The organism is Luteolibacter sp. Y139 (assembly GCF_038066715.1).
Taxonomy (GTDB): Bacteria; Verrucomicrobiota; Verrucomicrobiia; order Verrucomicrobiales; family Akkermansiaceae; genus Haloferula; species Haloferula soli.
The window spans coordinates 38,578-58,382 of record NZ_JBBUKT010000002.1; the positions used below are offsets into that span (position 1 = coordinate 38,578).

10 protein-coding genes are annotated in these 19,805 nt (G+C 62.5%); 3 read left to right on the forward strand and 7 right to left on the reverse strand.

What is annotated here, in order from left to right:
• Positions 1-174: 174 nt before the first annotated feature.
• Positions 175-4,716 carry an autotransporter-associated beta strand repeat-containing protein gene (locus tag WKV53_RS05230; RefSeq protein ID WP_341403299.1) on the forward strand — a complete coding sequence of 1,514 codons (4,542 nt, stop codon included), beginning with the start codon at positions 175-177 and terminating at the stop codon, positions 4,714-4,716.
• Between the two features lie 96 nt (positions 4,717-4,812).
• On the opposite strand, the gene WKV53_RS05235 is transcribed toward WKV53_RS05230, so the two are convergent.
• Both WKV53_RS05235 and WKV53_RS05240 read right to left on the reverse strand, forming a co-directional pair.
• Positions 4,813-5,190: a type II toxin-antitoxin system VapC family toxin gene (locus tag WKV53_RS05235; RefSeq protein ID WP_341403300.1), complete on the reverse strand. Its 378-nt coding sequence runs from the start codon at positions 5,188-5,190 to the stop codon at positions 4,813-4,815.
• Positions 5,187-5,477 (reverse strand): type II toxin-antitoxin system Phd/YefM family antitoxin, encoded by a 291-nt coding sequence (locus WKV53_RS05240; protein ID WP_341403301.1) that lies wholly within the window; start codon positions 5,475-5,477, stop codon positions 5,187-5,189. The genes WKV53_RS05235 and WKV53_RS05240 overlap by 4 nt, the downstream gene beginning before the upstream one ends.
• Positions 5,478-5,569: 92 nt before the next feature.
• Between WKV53_RS05240 and solA the strand changes: the two genes are divergently transcribed.
• A complete protein-coding gene (solA, locus tag WKV53_RS05245) occupies positions 5,570-6,679 on the forward strand; it encodes an N-methyl-L-tryptophan oxidase (protein ID WP_341403302.1) in 1,110 nt (369 codons plus the stop codon).
• Between the two features lie 66 nt (positions 6,680-6,745).
• Here the strand turns inward: solA and WKV53_RS05250 are convergent, their stop codons facing one another.
• The 3 genes from WKV53_RS05250 to WKV53_RS05260 all read right to left on the reverse strand — a co-directional run bounded on the left by WKV53_RS05250 (position 6,746) and on the right by WKV53_RS05260 (position 12,246).
• On the reverse strand, positions 6,746-9,109 hold the full coding sequence (locus WKV53_RS05250; RefSeq protein ID WP_341403303.1) for a hypothetical protein: 2,364 nt from the start codon (positions 9,107-9,109) through the stop codon (positions 6,746-6,748).
• 116 nt (positions 9,110-9,225) lie between these two features.
• Entirely contained in the window at positions 9,226-10,410 is a 1,185-nt protein-coding gene (locus tag WKV53_RS05255; RefSeq protein WP_341403304.1) for a substrate-binding domain-containing protein, read from the reverse strand.
• Between the two features lie 87 nt (positions 10,411-10,497).
• On the reverse strand, positions 10,498-12,246 hold the full coding sequence (locus WKV53_RS05260) for a glycerophosphodiester phosphodiesterase family protein (RefSeq protein ID WP_341403305.1): 1,749 nt from the start codon (positions 12,244-12,246) through the stop codon (positions 10,498-10,500).
• Between the two features lie 197 nt (positions 12,247-12,443).
• Here WKV53_RS05260 and WKV53_RS05265 point away from each other — a divergent pair, with 197 nt between their 5' ends.
• Positions 12,444-13,907, forward strand: coding sequence for an ABC transporter substrate-binding protein (locus WKV53_RS05265; RefSeq protein ID WP_341403306.1), 1,464 nt, complete (start codon positions 12,444-12,446; stop codon positions 13,905-13,907).
• Positions 13,908-13,955: 48 nt separating this feature from the next.
• Here the strand turns inward: WKV53_RS05265 and gltB are convergent, their stop codons facing one another.
• Both gltB and WKV53_RS05275 read right to left on the reverse strand, forming a co-directional pair.
• Positions 13,956-18,623, reverse strand: coding sequence for a glutamate synthase large subunit (gltB, locus tag WKV53_RS05270; RefSeq protein ID WP_341403307.1), 4,668 nt, complete (start codon positions 18,621-18,623; stop codon positions 13,956-13,958).
• Positions 18,624-18,902: 279 nt separating this feature from the next.
• The gene (locus tag WKV53_RS05275) at positions 18,903-19,757 is read right to left on the reverse strand and encodes an alpha/beta hydrolase (RefSeq protein ID WP_341403308.1); all 855 of its coding nucleotides are present in this window, start codon (positions 19,755-19,757) and stop codon (positions 18,903-18,905) included.
• Positions 19,758-19,805: the final 48 nt, after the last annotated feature.

Consider the following 19,805-nt stretch of genomic DNA (forward strand, 5'->3'; position numbering starts at 1 on the left):
CTGAAGCCGAAGTTGTCGGTCAGAATTTGGAATGGGAATTTTTTTGAGTTGTAAGTGGCTTGTTTTGAGGTTGTTGTGCGATCCTCGGTAAACTCACAGGTTCACGAATTTTGAGGTTCCCGCTACACCCGGCGGTTGGATGGCGATCCTTTTTCGCCAACTACCCAAGAACCTATGAAACCCAGCTCCCATCGAGTGCTTCCGCACACGCTTGTCGTCTGCGCGGCCCCCTTGCTCGCGCTAACCGCCAACGCCAATGTTGTTTCGAGCAACGAGACGAATAACTCCGGCACGTGGACCCTTCCCGCCGGGACCAATCTCCTGACCGGCGTCACTCCTTCACCGGCCACCGTGGTGACCCACGAAGGTTCGAGCGCCAACTACAGCACTTTGACCGATGGGACCCTCGGGCTAGCAGACGGCAGCCCGGGGACCAGCTGCACGCCGAACAATGGTGACTCGGTAACCTTCCCGCTGGACCTCACGGGATTCCCGGCCGGCCGGAATATCACCTCGTTCGACTCCTACTGCACGTGGGGCAATAGCGGACGCGACAACCAGGACTACACTCTCCAGTACTCCACGGTTTCCAATCCCACCACCTTCATCAATATCCACACGGCGCGGGTCCAGACCTCGGGCGAGCGCTCGACTCACACTCGCCTGACCGAGACCACGGGCTTTCTGGCGACCAATGTGCATTCGATCCGGGTCATCTTTGACGCTCAGGAGAACGGCTACGTGGGCTACCGCGAGTTCGTGCTGCAGGATGCGGCGTCGGTGATCTGTGCCCTCAACGAGAAGAATAACGACAACGTCTGGATTTTGCCGACCGGTCCGAATCTTCTCACTGCTCCGGCCGTGACGCCGGCCACGCACGAGAGCTCCTCGAACACGTGGGCAACCACCATCGACGGCAGCGTGGGCGACTACACCTCGCCGGCATCCAGCGTCACGCCGAACAATAACGATTCGGTCGTCTTCCCGCTCGATCTCACCGGTTTCCCAGGGGGACGAAATCTGGTGTCCTTCGACTCGTATGCGGCATGGGCCAGCGATGGCCGGGATGACCAGCACTACACGCTGGCCTACTCCACGGTGGCCGATCCCGCGACGTTCATCCCGATCACGGCGGTATTTTCCCACAGTGAGTTCGTGAATGGGGGGCGCCGTGCGACCCATGCCCGGATCACCTCGAATACCGGCAGCCTGGCGACTGGGGTTCATTCGGTCAAACTCACCTTCAACGGTCAGGAAAACGGCTATGAAGGCTATCGCGAGTTCATCGCTCGCGATGCACCGTCACCGATCGCAGTCACGCACGAGTCGAACAGCACCGATCTCTGGACGCTGCCGGTGGGCACGAACCTGCTGGCCAATGCGCTCCCCAAGACCCCCGCCTCCGCTGCCAACTCCAACCATGGCAATGGCGACATCACGAACGCCGACTGGACGGTGCTCACTGATGGCTCGACCGGCACGGCGGGTACACAGTTGAGCAGTGTGGCTCCGCTGAATGGTACTTCGGTGATTTTCCCGCTGGATACCACGGTCAATTCCAACGGCTACAACATCTCGTCCTTCGACTCCTACTGCTCGTGGCAGAATAGCGGACGAGACGACCAGAACTATACGATCTCGTATTCCACGGTCGCGGCGCCCGCCACGTTCATCCCGCTCAGGGTCGTCGAGAACCACACGCTCGCGCCGACCAACTCGACCCACACCCGTCTGGCGGCCACGTCAGGCTTCCTCGCCACTGCCGTGGCAGCGGTGAAGATCGATTTCCAGAATCAGGAAAACGGTTACACGGGCTTCCGCGAGTTCATCGCGCTGGGCAGTGCGGTGCCGCTGGGCAGCGCCCTGACTTGGACGGGCTCGAGCAATGCCACTTGGATTTCCGGTCCGGACAACAACTGGAAGAACAGCAACACCGGCCTGCAGGCGAATTACACGAGCCTCTCACCGCTGAACTTCGATAGCACGGGAGCCAACCGGAGCATCACGATTCAGGCTGATATCACGGCCGCGGACCTGACCTTCGCCAACGGAGCTGGACAGCCCTACACCTTCGGCGGAGCAACGCTCACCGCGAGCAATGGCATCACTCTCGCCGGTGCCGGGAGCGCCACCTTCAACAACTCGCTTGTGACGGGAGCACTGACGGTATCGGGCACCGGTAGCCTTACGCTTGCCGGCAGCAATCCATCGGTAACCGGTGTCGCGGCGGTGAGCAACGGGATCTTCACGTTGGCCAGCGACGATGCCCTTGGTGCGGCCTCGCTGGTCCTCAGCGGTGGCACCACGAAGTTCACCTCCGGCACGCCGTCGATCAGCGGACTCTCCGGAACCGCTGGCGCGGTCACGCTGGGCAACTCCACGACGTCCGGGGATACGACGCTTCAGATCAATGCCGCGACTTCGACGAGCTACCTCGGATCGATCGGCGACGCTTCCGTCTCGGCGAACGGCAGCCTGACCAAGAGCGGACCAGGCACTCTGACCTTGGGCGGGACGAACACCTACACTGGCGTCACGACCGTCAATGAAGGCACGCTCCGGTTGAACAAGCGTCTCTCGCTCTACAACGGCACCACTGCCCAGTGGACCGCGTCGAACATCGTGGTGCTGTCTCCTTCCGAGCTCAGCCTCCGGGTGGGTGGCAGCGGTGAATTCACCAGTGCCGATGTGGCAGCCCTGAACAAGGGCGGCTTCGAAGCAGGGTCCGTCCTCAGCCTCGATACCTCGAGCGGCAACTACGAGATCTCCAGCGCCATCGGCGGTGGCATGGATATCCTGAAGGAAGGCGTCAACACGCTGACATTGTCCGGCACCAACACCTTCACCGGCAAGCTCGCGGTGGCCCAGGGTGCGATCGCCGCAGGCAATCTCAGCGGTGCTTCGATCTCGGGCGATCTGGAGGTGGGCAACATCACCTTCGATGCCTGGGCGAACATGCTCGCCAACTCCCAATTCGGACCGAACTCGCTGATCCGCTTCAACACGGGTCCAGGTGCGGTGAACGGGAAGGTGAACCTTCGCGGCACCAGCCAGACGGTCGCCGGCTTGGCGAGTATCACCAACAACCGGATCGCGATCATCCAGAACGATGAAACCTCGGCACCGGGCTACACCACCAACCCGGGACCAGCTTCGCTCACGGTGAACGTGGCGAACGAAGAAGAGTTCAGCTTCCACGGCATCATCCGGAATCAGGACGGCGGAGCACTCTCGCTGACCAAGACCGGACCGGGCACCCAAGAACTGATCAATGCCGCGATCCAAGGCTACGGCTTCAGCGGTGCGACTACGATCAGCCAGGGAACGCTCCGCCTCCGTTTCAGCCAAAACCCGGGATTCGTCTCTCCGATCACCATCGGGGCGGGCGGTCTGCTCAACCTGCACTCGGTGGCCAATGGATTCGACCTGAATCCGGTGATCTCGGGACCTGGCCCATTGCTGGTAACCGGCGGTATTCCGGTCGCCCTGACCAATGGCAACAACTCATGGACGGGTGGCACGACCGTTGATGGCGGCTTCTTCGCCCTCAAGACGCTCGTCGGCACCGGCCAAGGCGATGGCCCTGGCCAGACCTGCGTGGCAGGAGCCATGGACCCCTCGAACGTGATCAATGTGATCAACGGGGGAACGCTGTCGCTCGACCTGACTGCGGCACTCGGCAACTCGCCGGTCTTGCCACAGTTCGCGCCGACGATTCGCATCAATGAAGGCTGCAAGCTCTATGGTGGCACCAACACAGTGGCCTTCGTTTCCAACATCAATCTGGACGGTGGAACGATCGACATCTCCGGCGGCGCAGTCACCGGTGGGTTCAACACCAACCTCTGCTTCGTGGGGACGATGGTGGTGGGCGGCAGCAGTGTCTTCCCGTCGACGATCTCCACTTCAGGCACCGGCGGCACTGCCAACGCGTCCCTCGGATCGATCGGCTTGCCGGGAACGGTGTTCCAAGTGGCTGATGTGACGGGTGATGCCGCAGCCGACCTCACGGTGTCCACGGATCTCCGCGATGTCCTCAACGTGGCGTCCCCGCTGACCAAGACCGGTCCGGGCACGATGACGATGACGGGAAACAATACCTACAGCGGCACCACGACGGTGTCGGGCGGCGTCCTCAGTGTGAACGGCAACTCCATCGGCGACACCGGCAGGGTGGTGCTCAACGGCGGCAAGCTCGACCTCTCGGCCGACGAGACCGTGGGAACCCTGTTCTACGGGACCACCGGTCAGGTCGCGGGTACCTACGGTAGCACGGCTTCCTCCGCAATGTTCCAAGACGACACCCGCTTCTCCGGAACCGGTGTCCTGATGGTGATGCTCAATCCTAGCTTGATCTACGAAAACTGGGCGACGGTCATCCCGAACCCGAGCGACCGCGATCGAACCGACGATCCCGATGGCGACGGCTTCACGAACCTCGAGGAGTTCCTGTTCGGCACCTCGCCGATCGCTTCCACGGGTGCGCTGGCGCAGTTCGAGACCTCCGGCTCCAACCTGATCATCCGCTGGAACCAGCTTGAAGGCAGCGGAACGTATGTCCTTCAGGAGAGCACCACCTTGCAGAATCCATGGTCCGCCAGCGGCGCGACCATCACGAACGGGCCGGTGCAGGACCTTCCGGACTACGTTCGCAAGGAAGCGGTGATCCCGATCAGCGGCATCCGCAAGTTCGTGCGCGTCGAGGCGACCGAGTAACCAATCAAACTACTGCGACTGTAGTAATCGCGACAGCAACCTGACAACGCAGACTCCCGGAGTGCCCACCAGTGCTCCGGGAGTTTTTTTTGTCCGCTATGCGGATAGTACCGGGATGCCGTAGTCCGCCAGGATCCGGTCTCGGGTGGCGAGGGTGAGATTTTCCAACAGGCACTGAGCAACCAGAGCGCGATCAAAGGGATCACCATGGATCTCAGGCAAGGCGATCGACTCAATCGCATGCGAGGAGAGAAAGGGAAGAGACTGGATGCCGTGTTCACCCAGAATTTCATGAAAGGTCAGGGGCAAGCGCAACTTGCCTTTGGAAACCTTCAGGCCGAGTTCCCAAATGGAAACCGCGCTGGCGAAGATCGCATTGGCGGGATTCGAAATCTCCGCGCGAGCTTTGGGAGATAGCTTCAAGGGATCGTCCATCCACCACAGCAAGGCGTGGGAATCGAGGAGGATTCTCATTTCCTACGGCGCGGCGAGGGCTTTTCCGCGACCTTCGAGGAATACCGCTCTTCGGGAAAAAGAGGGGACTTGGTCATCGAGTCGGTGAGTTCGCTATCCGGTTCCCAGCAGTCAGCAGATTCCCAGATTTGGCCGGCCAGGAATCCGCCGGTGCGCGGAGTCACTTGAGCGGAGTAGGGGACGAGCTTGGCCACCGGTTTGCCGGCTTTTGAAATTACGATCTCTTCTCCCGCGGCCACCCGCTCAATGAGCTTGGAAAGGTGGGTTTTGGCCTCGTGGATATTCATTGGACTAGACTAAGTTTAGTCCGAATTCTGTCAATGCCGGGCTTTTTGACAGGACGTTGACCGCAGTGGTTCCGGTGAGGAGCATTCATCCGATGAGGATCGCCATTGTGGGACTAGGGGCAGCGGGCTCGGCGGCCTTGCTTGAGGCTGCGAGGGCTGGCTTCGAGGTTGTGGGCTTCGAGCAGTTTGAGATCGGGCATGAGCTTGGTAGCTCGCATGGGGCGAGTCGATTGATCCGGCGGACTTATCCTGATGCGTTTCATTCGCGGTGGATGGGACCGGCGTATGAGGCGTGGGCGCGGGTGGAGGCGCTCATGGGCGAGGAGTTGTTTGTGAAGTGCGGAGGGCTGACTTTCGGGCCGGAGGATGATGCGACGCTTCGGGCGACTTGTGATGCGCTGGTGGATTGCGGGATCGCTCATAAGGTGCTTTCGCGGGAGGGGGTGGCGGAGCGTTTTCCTGCGGTCGATATCGGGAAGGGAGCGGTGGGGATTTATCAGGCGGATTCCGGGTTTCTACGGGCGGATCGTTGCGTGAGGTCGCAGGTGGAGGCTGCGAAGAAGCTCGGCGCGGTGGTGCATGAGAGGTGTGAGGTGATTGAGATCGTGGAAAAGAATGGGGGCGTGACGGTTGTCACGGATCATGGATCGGAGCGCTTTGATGCGGTCGTGGTGACGGCGGGGCCGTGGGTGGGGAGGCTATTGCCGGGGTTGCGATTGCCGCTGCGGGTGATGTTGAGGCAGACGATTTACTTGGGAGTGGATGACGAAGGAGGCTTCACTCCCGGTGAGTTTCCGGTGTGGATTCATCATCCCACGGATCATTATGGGTTTCCTTCAGATGGAGTGCTGCCGGGGATCAAGGTGGCGTGGCATCATGGCGGACCGGAGTTCGATCCCTCGTTGCCTGATCGGCCGGTGATGGAGGAATTCTCGGATTCTGTTAGAGATCATGCGCGGAAGCATGTCGCGGGGCTGACGGGGGAGGTCGTCTCGGCGAAGGCGTGTCTCTACACGGTGACACCAGACGAGCGGTTCATTTTGGATTTCGTGCCTGGGTCGCGACGGCAGATCGTGTGCTCCGGGTGCAGCGGCCATGGCTTCAAGTTCTCCGCGCTGTTAGGGGAGCTGGCGGTGGTGATGGCAAGGGATGGTCGAGTGCCTGCGAATGCGGAGCCGTGGAGCCTCGCGAGGTTCCGCTGAAAATGAAAAGCCCTCCGGACGACGGGGCGTCCGGAGGGCGGCGTTGGCAAGCAGGTGCTTGCGGCATTAGGGAAGCTGGACGTCGAGACGCAGGAAGAGTTTGTTGGTTTCGCCTCCTGTTGCCTGGGCGGTGGCATCGATGGTTTGGACGCCGGTTTCCGAGGTTCCGACAAGGCTCTCGGTGATATTCACGGTCAGCGCCCCGTTCGATTCGCCGGATTGCTTCCACGTTGTCAGATCGGTGGACCACAGGACCTTGGCGTCGACGTCGGTTGCCAAGGGGCTGCGCAGGAAACGCAGGGCCGAAGGTTGGCCCGGTGCTGGATATGGACTCGTGAGGCTTGCGGCATCACTTGGCAGGGTTCCCGAGAAGTATTCGAGGACGTTGGACCAATGATCGTTATCGAAGTCATCCTCCGGGCCTTGGGTGCTGCCGGGAAGCATGGAGGCCATCCAGCCCTGGAACGGGCGGTCATTGACGGTGGCCACGGGGTAAGAGGTCGGCACCAGCCAAGCCATGGTATTCTCGATGCCAATGGCGATGTCCTCGTTTCCTTCGTAGAGGTCGTCCGAGGCAATCGGAAGGCCGCACTGGACCGAAGATTGCCCGGCATCGAAGAGGGCGGTGGTGGGGAACTCGACCGAGAAGTCCGCGGGCGTGGCCGAGCCAAAGAAGTTCAGTGGAACTTCGAGCGAGCCATTCGGCAGACCGGAGCGAACGACATTGAAGGCGACCTGATTGGTCTGACCAAACTCACCGCCGACCGGCACGGACGCATCGACCTGGAGGAAGGGACGTGCGGGCGTGAGCGAGTGGAATGCGGCTTCACGCGCGGATGGATCCGCACCGGCGACCCAGATCGCGCGGGCATTGGTCCACGTGTTCGCGGGACCGCCGGCGTCGAGGCGCAGGTAGATCTGCTCGCCGAGTCCGGTGAAGCCGCTGGTGAACGAGTTCACGAGATAAGGCGTGGCAAAGTCGTAAGTGCCTTGAGCGCCGTTCCAGATCCATGCGCGGAGGACGCCGGTGTTGTCCGCGTGCATTTCGATCTCGCCGATCAGGGTGTAGTGGCCGCCTGCCGAGATGGGGATTTCCGGAGATGCTGCCACGCGCGCCGTTCCGCTGCCTACGCCCTTGTTATCGAGGTAGTCGAAGATGGCGGCTCCTGCGGAACCATTGTTGCGGCCGATGTCGACGCCCCCATTGCTTGAGTTGTCGAGAGGCACGCCGCGGACGCCGAGCACCAGGTAGCTGCTCGCATAGTTGGCCTCGCCGTAGAAGAACAAGCTGCCCTGCGCTCCGGTGGTGAAGGGATTCGGGATGGGCAGGTAAGTGCCCGTATTCAATGGGCCGCTGACCGTGACGAGGCCTCCAGTAGCGGGGAGATCCGAGATCCAAAGTTGCGCGGTGGACGGGGTCGCGACTTCGTAGCCACTGGCGGGCACGATATTGACCTGGAGCGAGCGATCGATTTCAGGCGATCCATTCGGAATGATGTGAACCGGCAAATCCACGGTGGCGACACCGGCAGGAAGGGTGATCGTGTAACCCGTCTCGCCGTAGCCGGGGATTTGTTGGTAGTCGACGGATTCACCTGCCGTTCCTGTCAGGGAAAAGGTGATCGGGACGGCGTTGGCGAGGTTGCCGGTGCGAGTGAAGCGGACCGAGAGGTCATGATCCGATCCGCTCTCGGCACCGGTGATGTCGAGGGGTCTCACGGAGACATTCGTGGTGCTGTGAGTATCGGTCATGGTGAGAGAATCCATGGCTAGCCAGCCCCACGAACCGTGGGCGGCATCGACGAGATCCAGCGTGTAAAGGGTGCCCGGAGCATCCGACGCGATGGCATTGGTGAGCGTGGTCTCGTTCCACGTGACGGTTTCCCAAGAGGTTGATTGGGCATTTGAGGTGCGCCGGCCCCAGAGCAGGTAGGCACCATCGCTCACGCGCCGGAGACCGACGCCGAGATAGGCGACATCGCCCGCATTGTTCACGGAATTCGCGGGGATGTTAGAGAAATTGGCTGGTCCGGCTGCGGCCCCCTTGCCGGCCAGGAGCTTGAAGTTGATATCGGTGGGAGAGAAGGTGCCCAACTCGGCGGCGGCGTTGCTGCCCTTGAGCACAAAATTGGGTGAGCGCAGCACGGCGGAATTGTGAGCTCCATCTCGGGAGTCGGCATTGTCGGCACTGGTCACCACGAGGCCGGCGACGCTTCCCGCAGGGTCGGTCCAAGAGATGCGGTTGCCGAAATTGCTGGCGGTGGCGAAGAACTTGCGATCGAGGCTGGTGCCACCGGGAATGGTGACCTGCGTCCATTGTGACAGGTCGCCCGCGGGGAACGCATAGACGGTCTGGCCGGCGGCGAAGGCGGAGGGGAGGAAAACGGGGTGGAGCACGCCGAGCGCGGCGATGGCGAGGATGGGTTTCATGTTGACTGGGGTAGATGCGGCGAGGTCGTTGCCGCGCTACCCACGATAGTGCCCGCGCTTGATGCGTGAATGGCCATGGTGGCCGGGCTACCGTGCAATGGAGGACAGGAGCGGCGTCACCCGGCCAAGCTCCGTTTCCGCGCCGCTTCCCGGCGTTGGTCGGTGGGGCTCATCCCATAGCGCCTCCGGAATGCCCGGAAGAAGGTCGTGTAGTCGAGGAAGCCGGAGTGCTCGGCGATCCGCTCGACCGGTTCATCCGTGACGACGAGAAGGTGCATCGCCGTCTCCAGTCGCCGATCTCTCAATTGATCGGCGAGCGATGGGCGGCCGGTGTCCTTCAGGTAGCGGCGCAAGGTACGGGCGGAGACGTGGCATAGCTCGGCCGCAGTGGCGGGATTGAAATCCGGATCGGCGTGGCGCTCTTCAAGCAGACGAAACAGGCGGCGGAGCGCGGGAGGCTCAGGTCCGCTGGCGGTGCTGGCTCGCTCGGAGACTCCCAATGGGGGGATGAGTTTCGGTGCTGATGGCCTGGGCTTGCCTTCCATCAAGGCGGTCAGCAGCGCCGCGGCGTGGTAACCCACTCCTGAGAAGTCGACCCGCACCGAGGACAAGGTGACGCTGTCATTCTCGACGTGGAAGTCATCGTCACCGGCTCCGAGAACCGCGACGTCGCCCGGCACGTGAAGGCCTGCGCGCCGGCAGCATGAGATGATGAGGCCCGCACAAGCGTCATCGCAGCAGAAGACTGCGGGGCGATCTTCACCGGGTTCGCCCGCCCAGTCCTTGAGGGCCGGACAAGCCGGTGGATCGGTGAACTCCACGGGCAAAAGTTCGATGGGGGCGCCGGACTTTTGCAGCTCGCTGCGGAAGCCTTCCATCCGGTCGATCGAGAATCCCTTGGTGGGAAGGTGGGTGGCGTAGGCGAATCTCCTGAAGCCTTTTTCTAACAGATATCGCGCGGCTTGCCGACCGACTTCCAGGTCGTCCACGAGCACCTCGGGGATGCCATCGCAACCCGGGACGCGGTGCATGTTCACCGTGATCAGGGCGGGCTGGCTCTTCACCCATTCGAACTGGCTGGCCTCCTCGAAGAAGCCTAACAGGCCATGGGAAGACGAGGCGAACACGTCGGCCCATTCCAAGTGGGTGTGATTGGTCTTGCGGACCAGCGACCAGGCCGGTGACCGCTCGCGGACGAATCGTTCCACGCCGCGGCGCATTCCGAGGCGAGGATAAGTCCTCCTCCCGAGCGCGAGCGCCACGGTGGGATGGGTCTGGGACTCGGACGATGCGGAGCTCATGCCTGCGGGTTTCAGGACGCTGTCCGCAAACTAGCGGGCATCATCCGTGGCGCAAGCGTGCACGGTGCGAGGGAGCTGGCGATTCCGTCATTCGGCGGTATCGCCGCTTTCCACGCGGAAGAACCCGCGGTGCGGCGAGAGGGAGCTGGCTGGAATGATGAACTGGTTGAGCGGGGGAGTGGCGGGCAATGGCTCTGACACGGGCGACCATCCATCCGGGCTCAAGTCCGGGGAACGATAGACTTGGTAGGTGAAGCCGGGGTAGCTGCTCCACTCGAGCGCCATCTGCTGGAGATCGAAGGTCCTGATGGAGGTCGTGGTCGGATCACCGGGTCCGGTCCACGGGTAGGTGACGGCGTCCAAGGCAACCCAACCCCATGAGACGGTGCCGGTGGGGGAGTCCGGTCCGAAGGCATCGATCAGGTCGAGGGTGTAGTTCTCGTCCGGCTGGTCATTGGCGATGGCGGTGCGGAGTGTCGCTGCATCCCAGGTCACGGCTTGCCAGGCTTGGCCTTGCCCGGTGGCGTTGCGGCGGGCGGAGAGGAGGTAGGCACCATCGCGGCTGCGACGGAGCGCGAGGCCGAGGAAGCCGGCGGGCTTTGCGATCAGAGGCAGGAGGGTGTCCGATGAGGGTGCGGCTGCTGATCCGCCGATTCCGCCGAGCAGGCTGAAGCCGATGGCTTGGTAGTCCTTCAATCCGTGCAGGTGGAATTCGGGAGACCTCAGGAGAAGGGTCTGGTGGTAGGTGTCCCTGCCCGTGAGGAACGGCGTGTGAACGATCTTGTAGAGATCACGGACGCCGGGGGTGCGGTCGCCATAGGTTCCTGTGTCCGCCACGAAGGTGGTCGCTCCCGTGGGTGAGGACTTTGCGTTCTGCCAGCCTTGGAGGGTGCCGTCGCGAAAATCGAAGTTCACCGAGGTGACTGATGGTGGATTGTCGCGCAGGCCTTTCCGGTGAAGGTAGGTGCCTAGATCCGTGAGATAGTCGGTTTGGAGAATCGAGGCTCCCCGGCCGAGAAGCCATCCCCAAGAGCCATCCGGGTTTCCGGCGATGGCGAGGTCATCGTGATGGCCGCCATTCAGGCTGGCCCAGAGGGAATTGATCCAGATACGGGTGCCGGTTTCCTTGGCTTTCGCGATCACCTCGGGGGCAAGCATCGGTGTGGTGGCGCTGGCGAAGATCAATTCGACCGCGGGAGGGTGAAGCTCATCCAGCATCGCCACGACCGCGGCGGCCGTGGAGTCGGTGAGCACTGGCATGTATTGGATTTGGTCCGGGTAGGATGCCAGGGCTGCCTTTACCGAAGTAGCCGGGGCGGAACCTTTGAAGATGGCCTGGTTCACCGTGCCGGTGGTCCGGAGGATATTCAAGGCGGCTGCCATTGAGGCGGGGTCGGTCACCTCGAGCTTGTCCAGATTGACCATAGCCTTGCCCTTCGCCAGGGCCATGACTTCGGCGAAGGTGGGGACCTGCTGGGTGGTGGGTTTGCCGTCCGGCCCGAGAAGTCGCAGGGCCTTGATCTGGGCGAGCGTCATGGAAGAGACGGTGCCACTGCCATTCGTGGTGCGACTGACGGTGTCGTCATGCATGATCACAAGGTGGCCGTCCGAGGTGGAGCGAAGGTCGACCTCCAGGATGTCCGCGCCGTGGTCGATCGATCGCGCGATCGCGGTCAGGGAGTTCTCCGGTAGGATCGCCCCGCTGGTCGAGAGATAGCCACCACGGTGCGCCGTCACGAGCACATGGAGGTCCTCCGAGTCGTGGAATCGTGCGATGATTTCCGCGACCGATGCTCCGTCCGATGAGACCGTCGTGATGGTGAGCCAGAAGGCCATGGCTAGAGCGGTTGCGCCGCCTCCCGAGTTCATTGGGGCGGATCCTTGTTGAGAGGGGCCATTTGATCCATGGCCGCTCCGGCCAGATGAGCTGGCGTTTTTGTCACAGGAGGCGAATCGGAAAGCGCGAGTCGGTCATCGCGGTGGGATGGCATTGAAAGTTTGCGGTCTTCGTGAGATGGGCGGGTTGCGCGGCGATGTATCGTTTTATTCTCATCCTAGCCCTGCTCGTCTCAACGGTGGCTGCGCCGTTGCTGCTGCGTCGTGACGCGGGCATGGCGCTGGCGGGAGAAAGCGATGATCGCCTGGTGATCATCACGGCGCACAGCAGTACGATCCGGGCCGAGTATGGTGAGGCGTTCGCGAGGCACTGGACGGCGAAGACGGGACGGAGGCTCTATATCGATTGGCGGATGCCGGGCGGGACGGCGGAGATCCGACGGGTGCTCGATAGTTCCTACGCTGCGGCGCAGGCGATCGGTAATCAGGGTGTCGGCATCGATGTGATCTTCGGGGGTGCCGCGTATGAGTTCGTGAACCAGGCGGCGAAGGGGCGTTTGGAGCTGTTGGATGTCTTTGAGACGCATCCCGAGTGGTTTCGTGAGGAGGTGATCCCGGAGGAGTTCACCGGTGAGCGTTTCTACGATAAGAATCGTAGATGGGTGGGGGTTTGCCTTTTCCAATTGGGGATCTGCTATAACAGCGATGTGATCGAGAGGCTGGGGCTTCCGATGCCGCGTCGATGGGAGGATCTCGGTGACCCCGCGTATGCGGGTCATCTTGCTTTCGCGGATCCGACGAAGAGCGGTTCGGTGGCAAAGGCAATCGAGATGATCGTGCAGGAGCAAATGCAGCGGGCGATCTGCGAGATGGGCGACAATGCCGAAGCACGGGAAGAGGGGTGGCGGCGTGCCTTGAACTTGCTTCAGAGGCTGGCGGCAAATGCGCGCTACTTCACGGACTCTGCCACCCAGGTGCCCTATGATGTCGCGCAGGGGAATGCGGCTGCGGGGATGTGTATCGACTACTACGGGCGCTCGTTTGAAGAGAAACTACGGGTCTCATTGGGCAGCTCGCGTCTTCGATGGACGGCACCGGAGGGTGGGGGATCGGTGAATATCGATCCCGTTGCGATCTTGCGAGGGGCACCGCGGCCGGACATTGCCAAGGAGTTCGTGGCCTTCTGTCTTTCTGATGAAGGGCAGCTACTGTGGGACCTGAAGGTTGGCGAGCAAGGAGGGCCGCGGAAGGTCTCATTGCGTCGTCTTCCCGTCAGGCGTGACGTCTATACTGCGGAGAATCTGAAGCGCTTTGCGGATGCCTCTCCTTATGGGCGAGAGAATGGATTTGTCTATCGGAGGGAACTCACGGCGAGTGCGCTTCAGGCGATCACGGCGCTATTCCGAGCGATGTGCATCGATCCGCACGAGGAGTTGAAGGCTGCCTGGCTGGCGATGGGAGAGGACTCCGGAGGTGCGGCGGGGTGCGTGTTCTCCGATGTATCGCAGGTCAGCTATGAGCGATTGATGAACGAGTTCGTCCCGCTCTTTGAAAAGAAGGGTGCGCTGGCGTTGAAGCGGGAGATGTCGAAGGTGTCCCAGGGTTTCAGGGAGAACTACCAGCGTGCCCAGGCTCTGGCTGGAAAAGAAGGAAGCCCGTAGTCCGATGAACGGACCCGGGCTTCCATGAAGTCAGGTTGTGACTGTTGATCAGCGGGCGGAGGCGGCCTCGTGCGCTTCTTCAGCGGCTTCGAGGGCGGCACGTTCCTTGGCGATGACGCGGACGAACTTCTTCAGGCTGTTGTCCCAATCGGCGAGCAACGACTTGGCGTGCGGGCTGCCGGTCTTCTCAGCATGATCGGTGATCAGCTTCTTCAGCTCGGCGATGTCCTGGTCACGGCGGACCGGGAGGGGCACGACCATTTCCGGGTTGATGCGGGAGTAGAAGCGGCCGTCGACGTCATAGACGTAGGCGGTGCCGCCGGACATGCCCGCGCCGAAGTTCTTGCCGGTCTTGCCGAGGATGGCGACGGAGCCATTGGTCATGTATTCGCAGCCGTGGTCACCCACGCCTTCGACCACCGCGGTGGCACCGGAGTTGCGGACGGCGAAGCGTTCGCCGGCGCGGCCATTGCCGTAGAGGGCACCGCCGGTTGCACCATACAGCGAGGTGTTGCCGAGGATGGTGTTGGTGGCGGGGTTGAACTTCGCGTCAGGGGATACCTTCACGACGATCTCGCCAGCGGCCATGCCCTTGCCGGTGTAGTCGTTGGCTTCACCGGTCAGCTCGATCTTCACGCCGGAGACGAGGAAGGTGCCGAGCGATTGACCGGCCGAGCCACGCAGCTTGAGCGTGACGGCGGTGTGGCCATTGAAGCCACGGTCACCGTGGATCTCGGCGATGCGGCCAGCGAGGCGGGTGCCGATGTTGCGGTCGGTATTCACCACGTCGTAGCTCAGTTCGACCGGAGCGCGATCCGGCAGGACCTTGATCGCCGCGGCGATGCTGTCCGGCGTGGAGTCCTTGCCGTATTCCGGCGTCTCCTCTGCGATCTCGCCGGTGCCGAGTGCCTTCGCGAGGTCGCGCAGGATCTGCAGGTCGAGCGGCGTCTTGGAGATGCCGTCGTTGCGATACTGGGTGCAAACGCGCGAGATCGACTCGGGCGCGACGCCGTGATGCTTCGCGAGGTCGGGGATGACGTCCTTCAGCACCGCACCGAGGTCGATGAGGTTTGCCTTCGGGTGACCGGGGACATTGCGCTGCTTGAGGTATTCGGGGCGGCCGATGAGTTCATCGAGCGTGCGAACGCCGAGCTTGGCCATGATCTCGCGGGCTTCGTGGGCGACGCCGTTGAAGAAGTTGATGACCATTTCCGGGGTGCCCTTGAACTTGGCGCGGAACTTCGGATCGGTGGTGGCGATGCCGACCGGGCAGTTGTTCAAGTGGCACTTGCGGACGTAGACGCAGCCCATGGCGATCATCGCGATGGTGCCGAAGTTGTACTCCTCGGCGCCGAGGATCGCGGCGGTGATGATGTCCTTGCCATTGCGAAGGCCACCGTCGGTGCGGACGATCACGCGGTTGCGGAGGTTGTTGATGAGCAGCGTCTGCTGGGCCTCGGACAGACCGAGTTCCCATGGAGAACCGGCGTGCTTCGTGGAGGAGAGCGGGGACGCGCCGGTGCCACCATCGTGACCGGAGATGAGGATGGTGTCCGCGTTCGCCTTGGCAACGCCTGCGGCAACAGTGCCGACGCCGGTTTCGGCGACGAGCTTCACGGTCACGCGAGCGCGCGGGTTCACTTCCTTGAGGTCGTGAATGAGCTGTGCGAGGTCCTCGATGCTGTAGATGTCGTGGTGCGGCGGCGGCGAGATGAGCTGCACGCCGGGCTGCGTGTGGCGCAGGCGGGCGATGAGCGCATTGACCTTCTGGCCGGGAAGCTGGCCGCCCTCACCGGGCTTGGCTCCCTGGGCCATCTTGATCTCAAGCTCGTCGGCATTGACGAGGTAGTAAGCCGAGACACCGAAGCGGCCGGAGGCAACCTGCTTGATCCACGAGCGAGCGAAGTCGCCGTTCGCGTAAGGCTTGTAGCGCACCGGGTCTTCACCGCCTTCGCCGGAGTCGGACTTGCCACCGATGCGGTTCATCGCGATGGCCAAGGTTTCGTGAGCTTCGGGCGAGAGAGCGCCGAGGGACATCGCGGCCGTGGTGAAACGGCGGCGGATGCTTTCCACGGACTCGACTTCATCGACCGAAATCGGGCCGGACGCGGCGGGCACGAATTCGAACAGGTCCTTGATCGCGACCGGGGTGGTCTCAAGCTGGACCTTCACGTAGTCTTCGTAGTCCTCGGCCTTGCCGCTCTTCACGAAGGTGTGGAAGTTCTTGATGACGTCCGTGGTCCACGCGTGGCGTTCGCCGGACTTGCGGAAGCGGTTGTAGCCCGGGTCGCCGAGGTCGAGCGTTTCGCCTGCGGGGACGATGGTCTCGAACGCTGCCTTGTGACGGATGATCGACTCTTCCGCGATCTCCGCGAAGCTAATGCCGCCGACCTTCGACTGCACGCCGGTGAACGAGAACTCGATCACGTCCTTGCCGATGCCGATGGCTTCGAAGATCTGTGCGCCCTGGTAGGAGTTGAGCACCGAGATGCCCATCTTCGACATGATCTTGAGCACGCCCTTTTCGAGAGCCTTGGCATAGTTGGCCATGGCCTTCTCGACGCTGATGCCGTCGAGCTTGCCCTTGCCGGCGTCGGCAGCGACGAGCTGGCGAACGGTGGCGTAGCCAAGATACGGGCAGACGGCGGTGGCACCGAAGCCGAACGCGCAGGAGACCTGGTGGGTGTCGCGGACTTCCGCGGATTCCAGGATCAGCGAGCAACGCATCCGCTTGCGAACGCGATTGAGGTGATGGTGGATGGTGCCGGTGGCAAGGATGGCCGGGATCGGGACGCGGCTGTTAGAAGCGGCGCGGTCCGAAAGGATGACCAAGCTGACGCCGCCATCGACGGCGGCTTCGACTTCCTTGCAGAGTTCCTCGAGGCGGACCTTGAGGCCAGCGTTGCCAGCGGATGCGGGCCAGGTGATATCGAGGACAGCGGATGGGAAGCCATGCTCTTCGAGATGCTTCAGGCGATCGAGCTGATGCTCGAACAGGATCCCTGTTTCGATATTGATGATGCGGCAGTGCTCGGGCGTTTCCTCAAGGAGGTTGCGCTCCGGGCCGAGGCCGGCGGAAGCGCTCATGACGGCCCACTCGCGGATCGGGTCGATCGGCGGATTGGTCACCTGGGCGAAGCGCTGCTTGAAGTAGGTGAAGAGCAGGCGTGGATAGGTCGACAGCACCGCGAGCGGGATGTCATCACCCATCGAGAAGACGGCTTCCTGCGCGCCCTTGAGCATCGGCGGGAAGACCATGTCGAGCTCCTCAAGGGAGATGCCATGAGCGACTTGCTGGCGCGACAGTTCCAGTGGCTCGAAGTCCACGGTGGGAGCGAGTGCATCGGGCGAGCAGAACTTGCGCAGCTCGAGGCGGTTCTCGTCGATCCACTGGCGATAGGGCTTCTGCTTGGCGAGCGCTTCCTTCACCTCGCGGTCGTTGCGGACCGTGCCGGTGGAAGTGTCGACCGAGAACATCTGGCCGGGGCCGAGGCGGCCCTTCCGGATCACCTTGGCATCGTCGATGATCACCGCACCGGCTTCGGAGCCGATGTAGAGCAGTCCGTCTTCGGTGATCTTGTAGCGCGAAGGGCGCAGGCCATTGCGGTCGAGCGACGCGCAGAGCTTGGTGCCGTCCGTGTAAACGAGACCGGCCGGGCCGTCCCATGGCTCGGAGAAGGAGCGGATGAACTGATAGAACGCGCGGAGGTCATCGGAGATGTCCTCGTCATTCCGATACGCCGGCGGGACCAGCATGCACATGGCGTGCTCCAGCGAGCGGCCGGAGAGCACGAGTGCTTCGAGCGCATGGTCGAGCGAGGCGGAATCCGACTCGTGCTCGTTCATGAGATCGTGCAGCAGCGTGATGTCGTCACCCCAGATCGGGTTCGAGAAGAACTCCTCGCGCGAGGCCATCCAGTTGCGGTTGCCTTCGACGGTGTTAATCTCGCCGTTGTGGCACATCATCCGGAACGGCTGGCCGAGCGGCCAGGCCGGGAAGGTATTCGTCGAGAAACGCTGGTGATACAGCGAGATCGCGGTCTGGAAATCCGAGTCCTGAAGGTCGCCGTAGAACGCGCGCAGGGCGGCCGGCATGGCGAGGCCCTTGTAGGAAATCAGGCGGCTCGAGAAGGTCGGCATGTAGAAGCCGTTGAGGCCCTTCGTTTGCCGTTCGATGGTGCGGCGGCAGAGGAAGAGCTGGCGTTCGAAGTGATCGCCATCCCAGGCCGCGGGCTTCTTCATGAGCAGGTGCTCGATGTGCGGGCGGCTGGCGAGGGCGATCTTGCCGAGCGCGTCCGGATTCACCGGCACTTCACGCCAACCGATCACGGTGATGCCGCGCTTGGCCACGACATCCTCGGCCATGGCCTTGAGCTGCTTCTGGCCGGCGGTGTCATTCAGTGGCAGGAAGAACACGGCCACCGCGAGATCGCCTTCGCTCTCCAGCTTGGTGCCGAGCTTCTCGGCGGCCTTCATGAAGATCGGGTAGGGGATCTGGGAAAGGATGCCGGAGCCGTCGCCGGTCTTCATGTCGGCATCGACCGCGCCACGGTGGGTCATGTTGCAGACCGAGGTGAGCGCCATGTCGATGACCTCGAACGAGCGTTTCCCGTGGATGTGAGCGATGGCTCCCATGCCGCAATTATCGCGTTCGGCAGAGAGATTATGGAGGGAACCAGGAACCAGCGGCGTGCTCGGATGGTAATAGGGATTCATCGCAGGGAATGGCAAAAGAGCCTTGTCCCGCGGATCCGCGCGCCGGTGTCAGGTGCGGGGTCTCCCGCGGGGCGGGGAATAAAAGGCAGCTTCGGGTGGGTGCCAAGCAGGAATTGTGCCCCCTTGACCGAATCGGGCGCGGGAAGTGAGCGGTTTCGTCAAGAGAGTGTGTCCCTTCCGCAGGATCGGGTGGAGGGGCTGCCGAATGGCTGGGGGGGCGGCCAGACTGCCTGCTTCCTTATCCCGTTGAATTCACCGCACACGGAGGGAGCGGGTCACTTACATGGGCTCGACGATGCCTTCCTCGATCACGGGCGGGGGCGGGAGGATCTTAAGGTCCACCAGGAACCGGTCGGCCGCATTCACGCTCCACTCGTAGTGCTGGTCGGAGACGTTGAAATTGAAGAACGCGTGGTCGGCGGTCTCGTATTCGACGAGCTCGATCTTATTCCGGCGCCAGCGCATCGACTTGTAGAACTTTTCGACGGTGGAGAGGGGGGTGAGGCGGTCCTTCTTGCCGTGAAAGAGGATCATCGGCGGGGCCTTGCGGCGGACCGACTTGAGCGGGCTCATGCGCTTGGCCGTGGCGTGGTCGGGGAAGCGATCTAGGAGCGGGCGTACGATCGGATCGAGCAGGCTGCTGAAAAGCAGGAATGCCGCGGGGGTGTAGGCTGGAGGCTCCGCGTTCTTGGCCGGCTTCGGCAGCGTCATGGCCAGAATGGTGAAGGCGCCACCGGCGGCACCCGCGAAGATCACCTTCGAGGGATCCACGCCGAAGTGCGGTTCGTAGGTCTTCACCCACTTGAGGAACTCCTTCAGGTCTTCCAGCGCTTCGACCGGTCCAGTGCGGTGGACCGAGCCGACCCGCGTTTCCACGGTCACGGTCACCGCGCCGCGTTGGGCGAAGTGCAGGCAGTGCGGCACGAACTGGGTTGCCATCGGCGTGTCCCAGAATCCGCCGTGGAGGAAAATGATCAGTGGCCGCTTGTCGCCGGGCTCAAAGCCTTCGGGCGTGAAAAAGTGGGCCTGCAGCGGGCCTTCCGGCGTTTCCGAATACGTGAACGTGGTGGCCGACTTCAGCATCTCCCGCTGCCGGGCCTGGCCGATCAGCGGGGTTTTTTGGAGCAGACTCATCGAGGGGCGGAAAAGGGAGGGGGGATCGGCGTGCGAAAAGATTTGTTA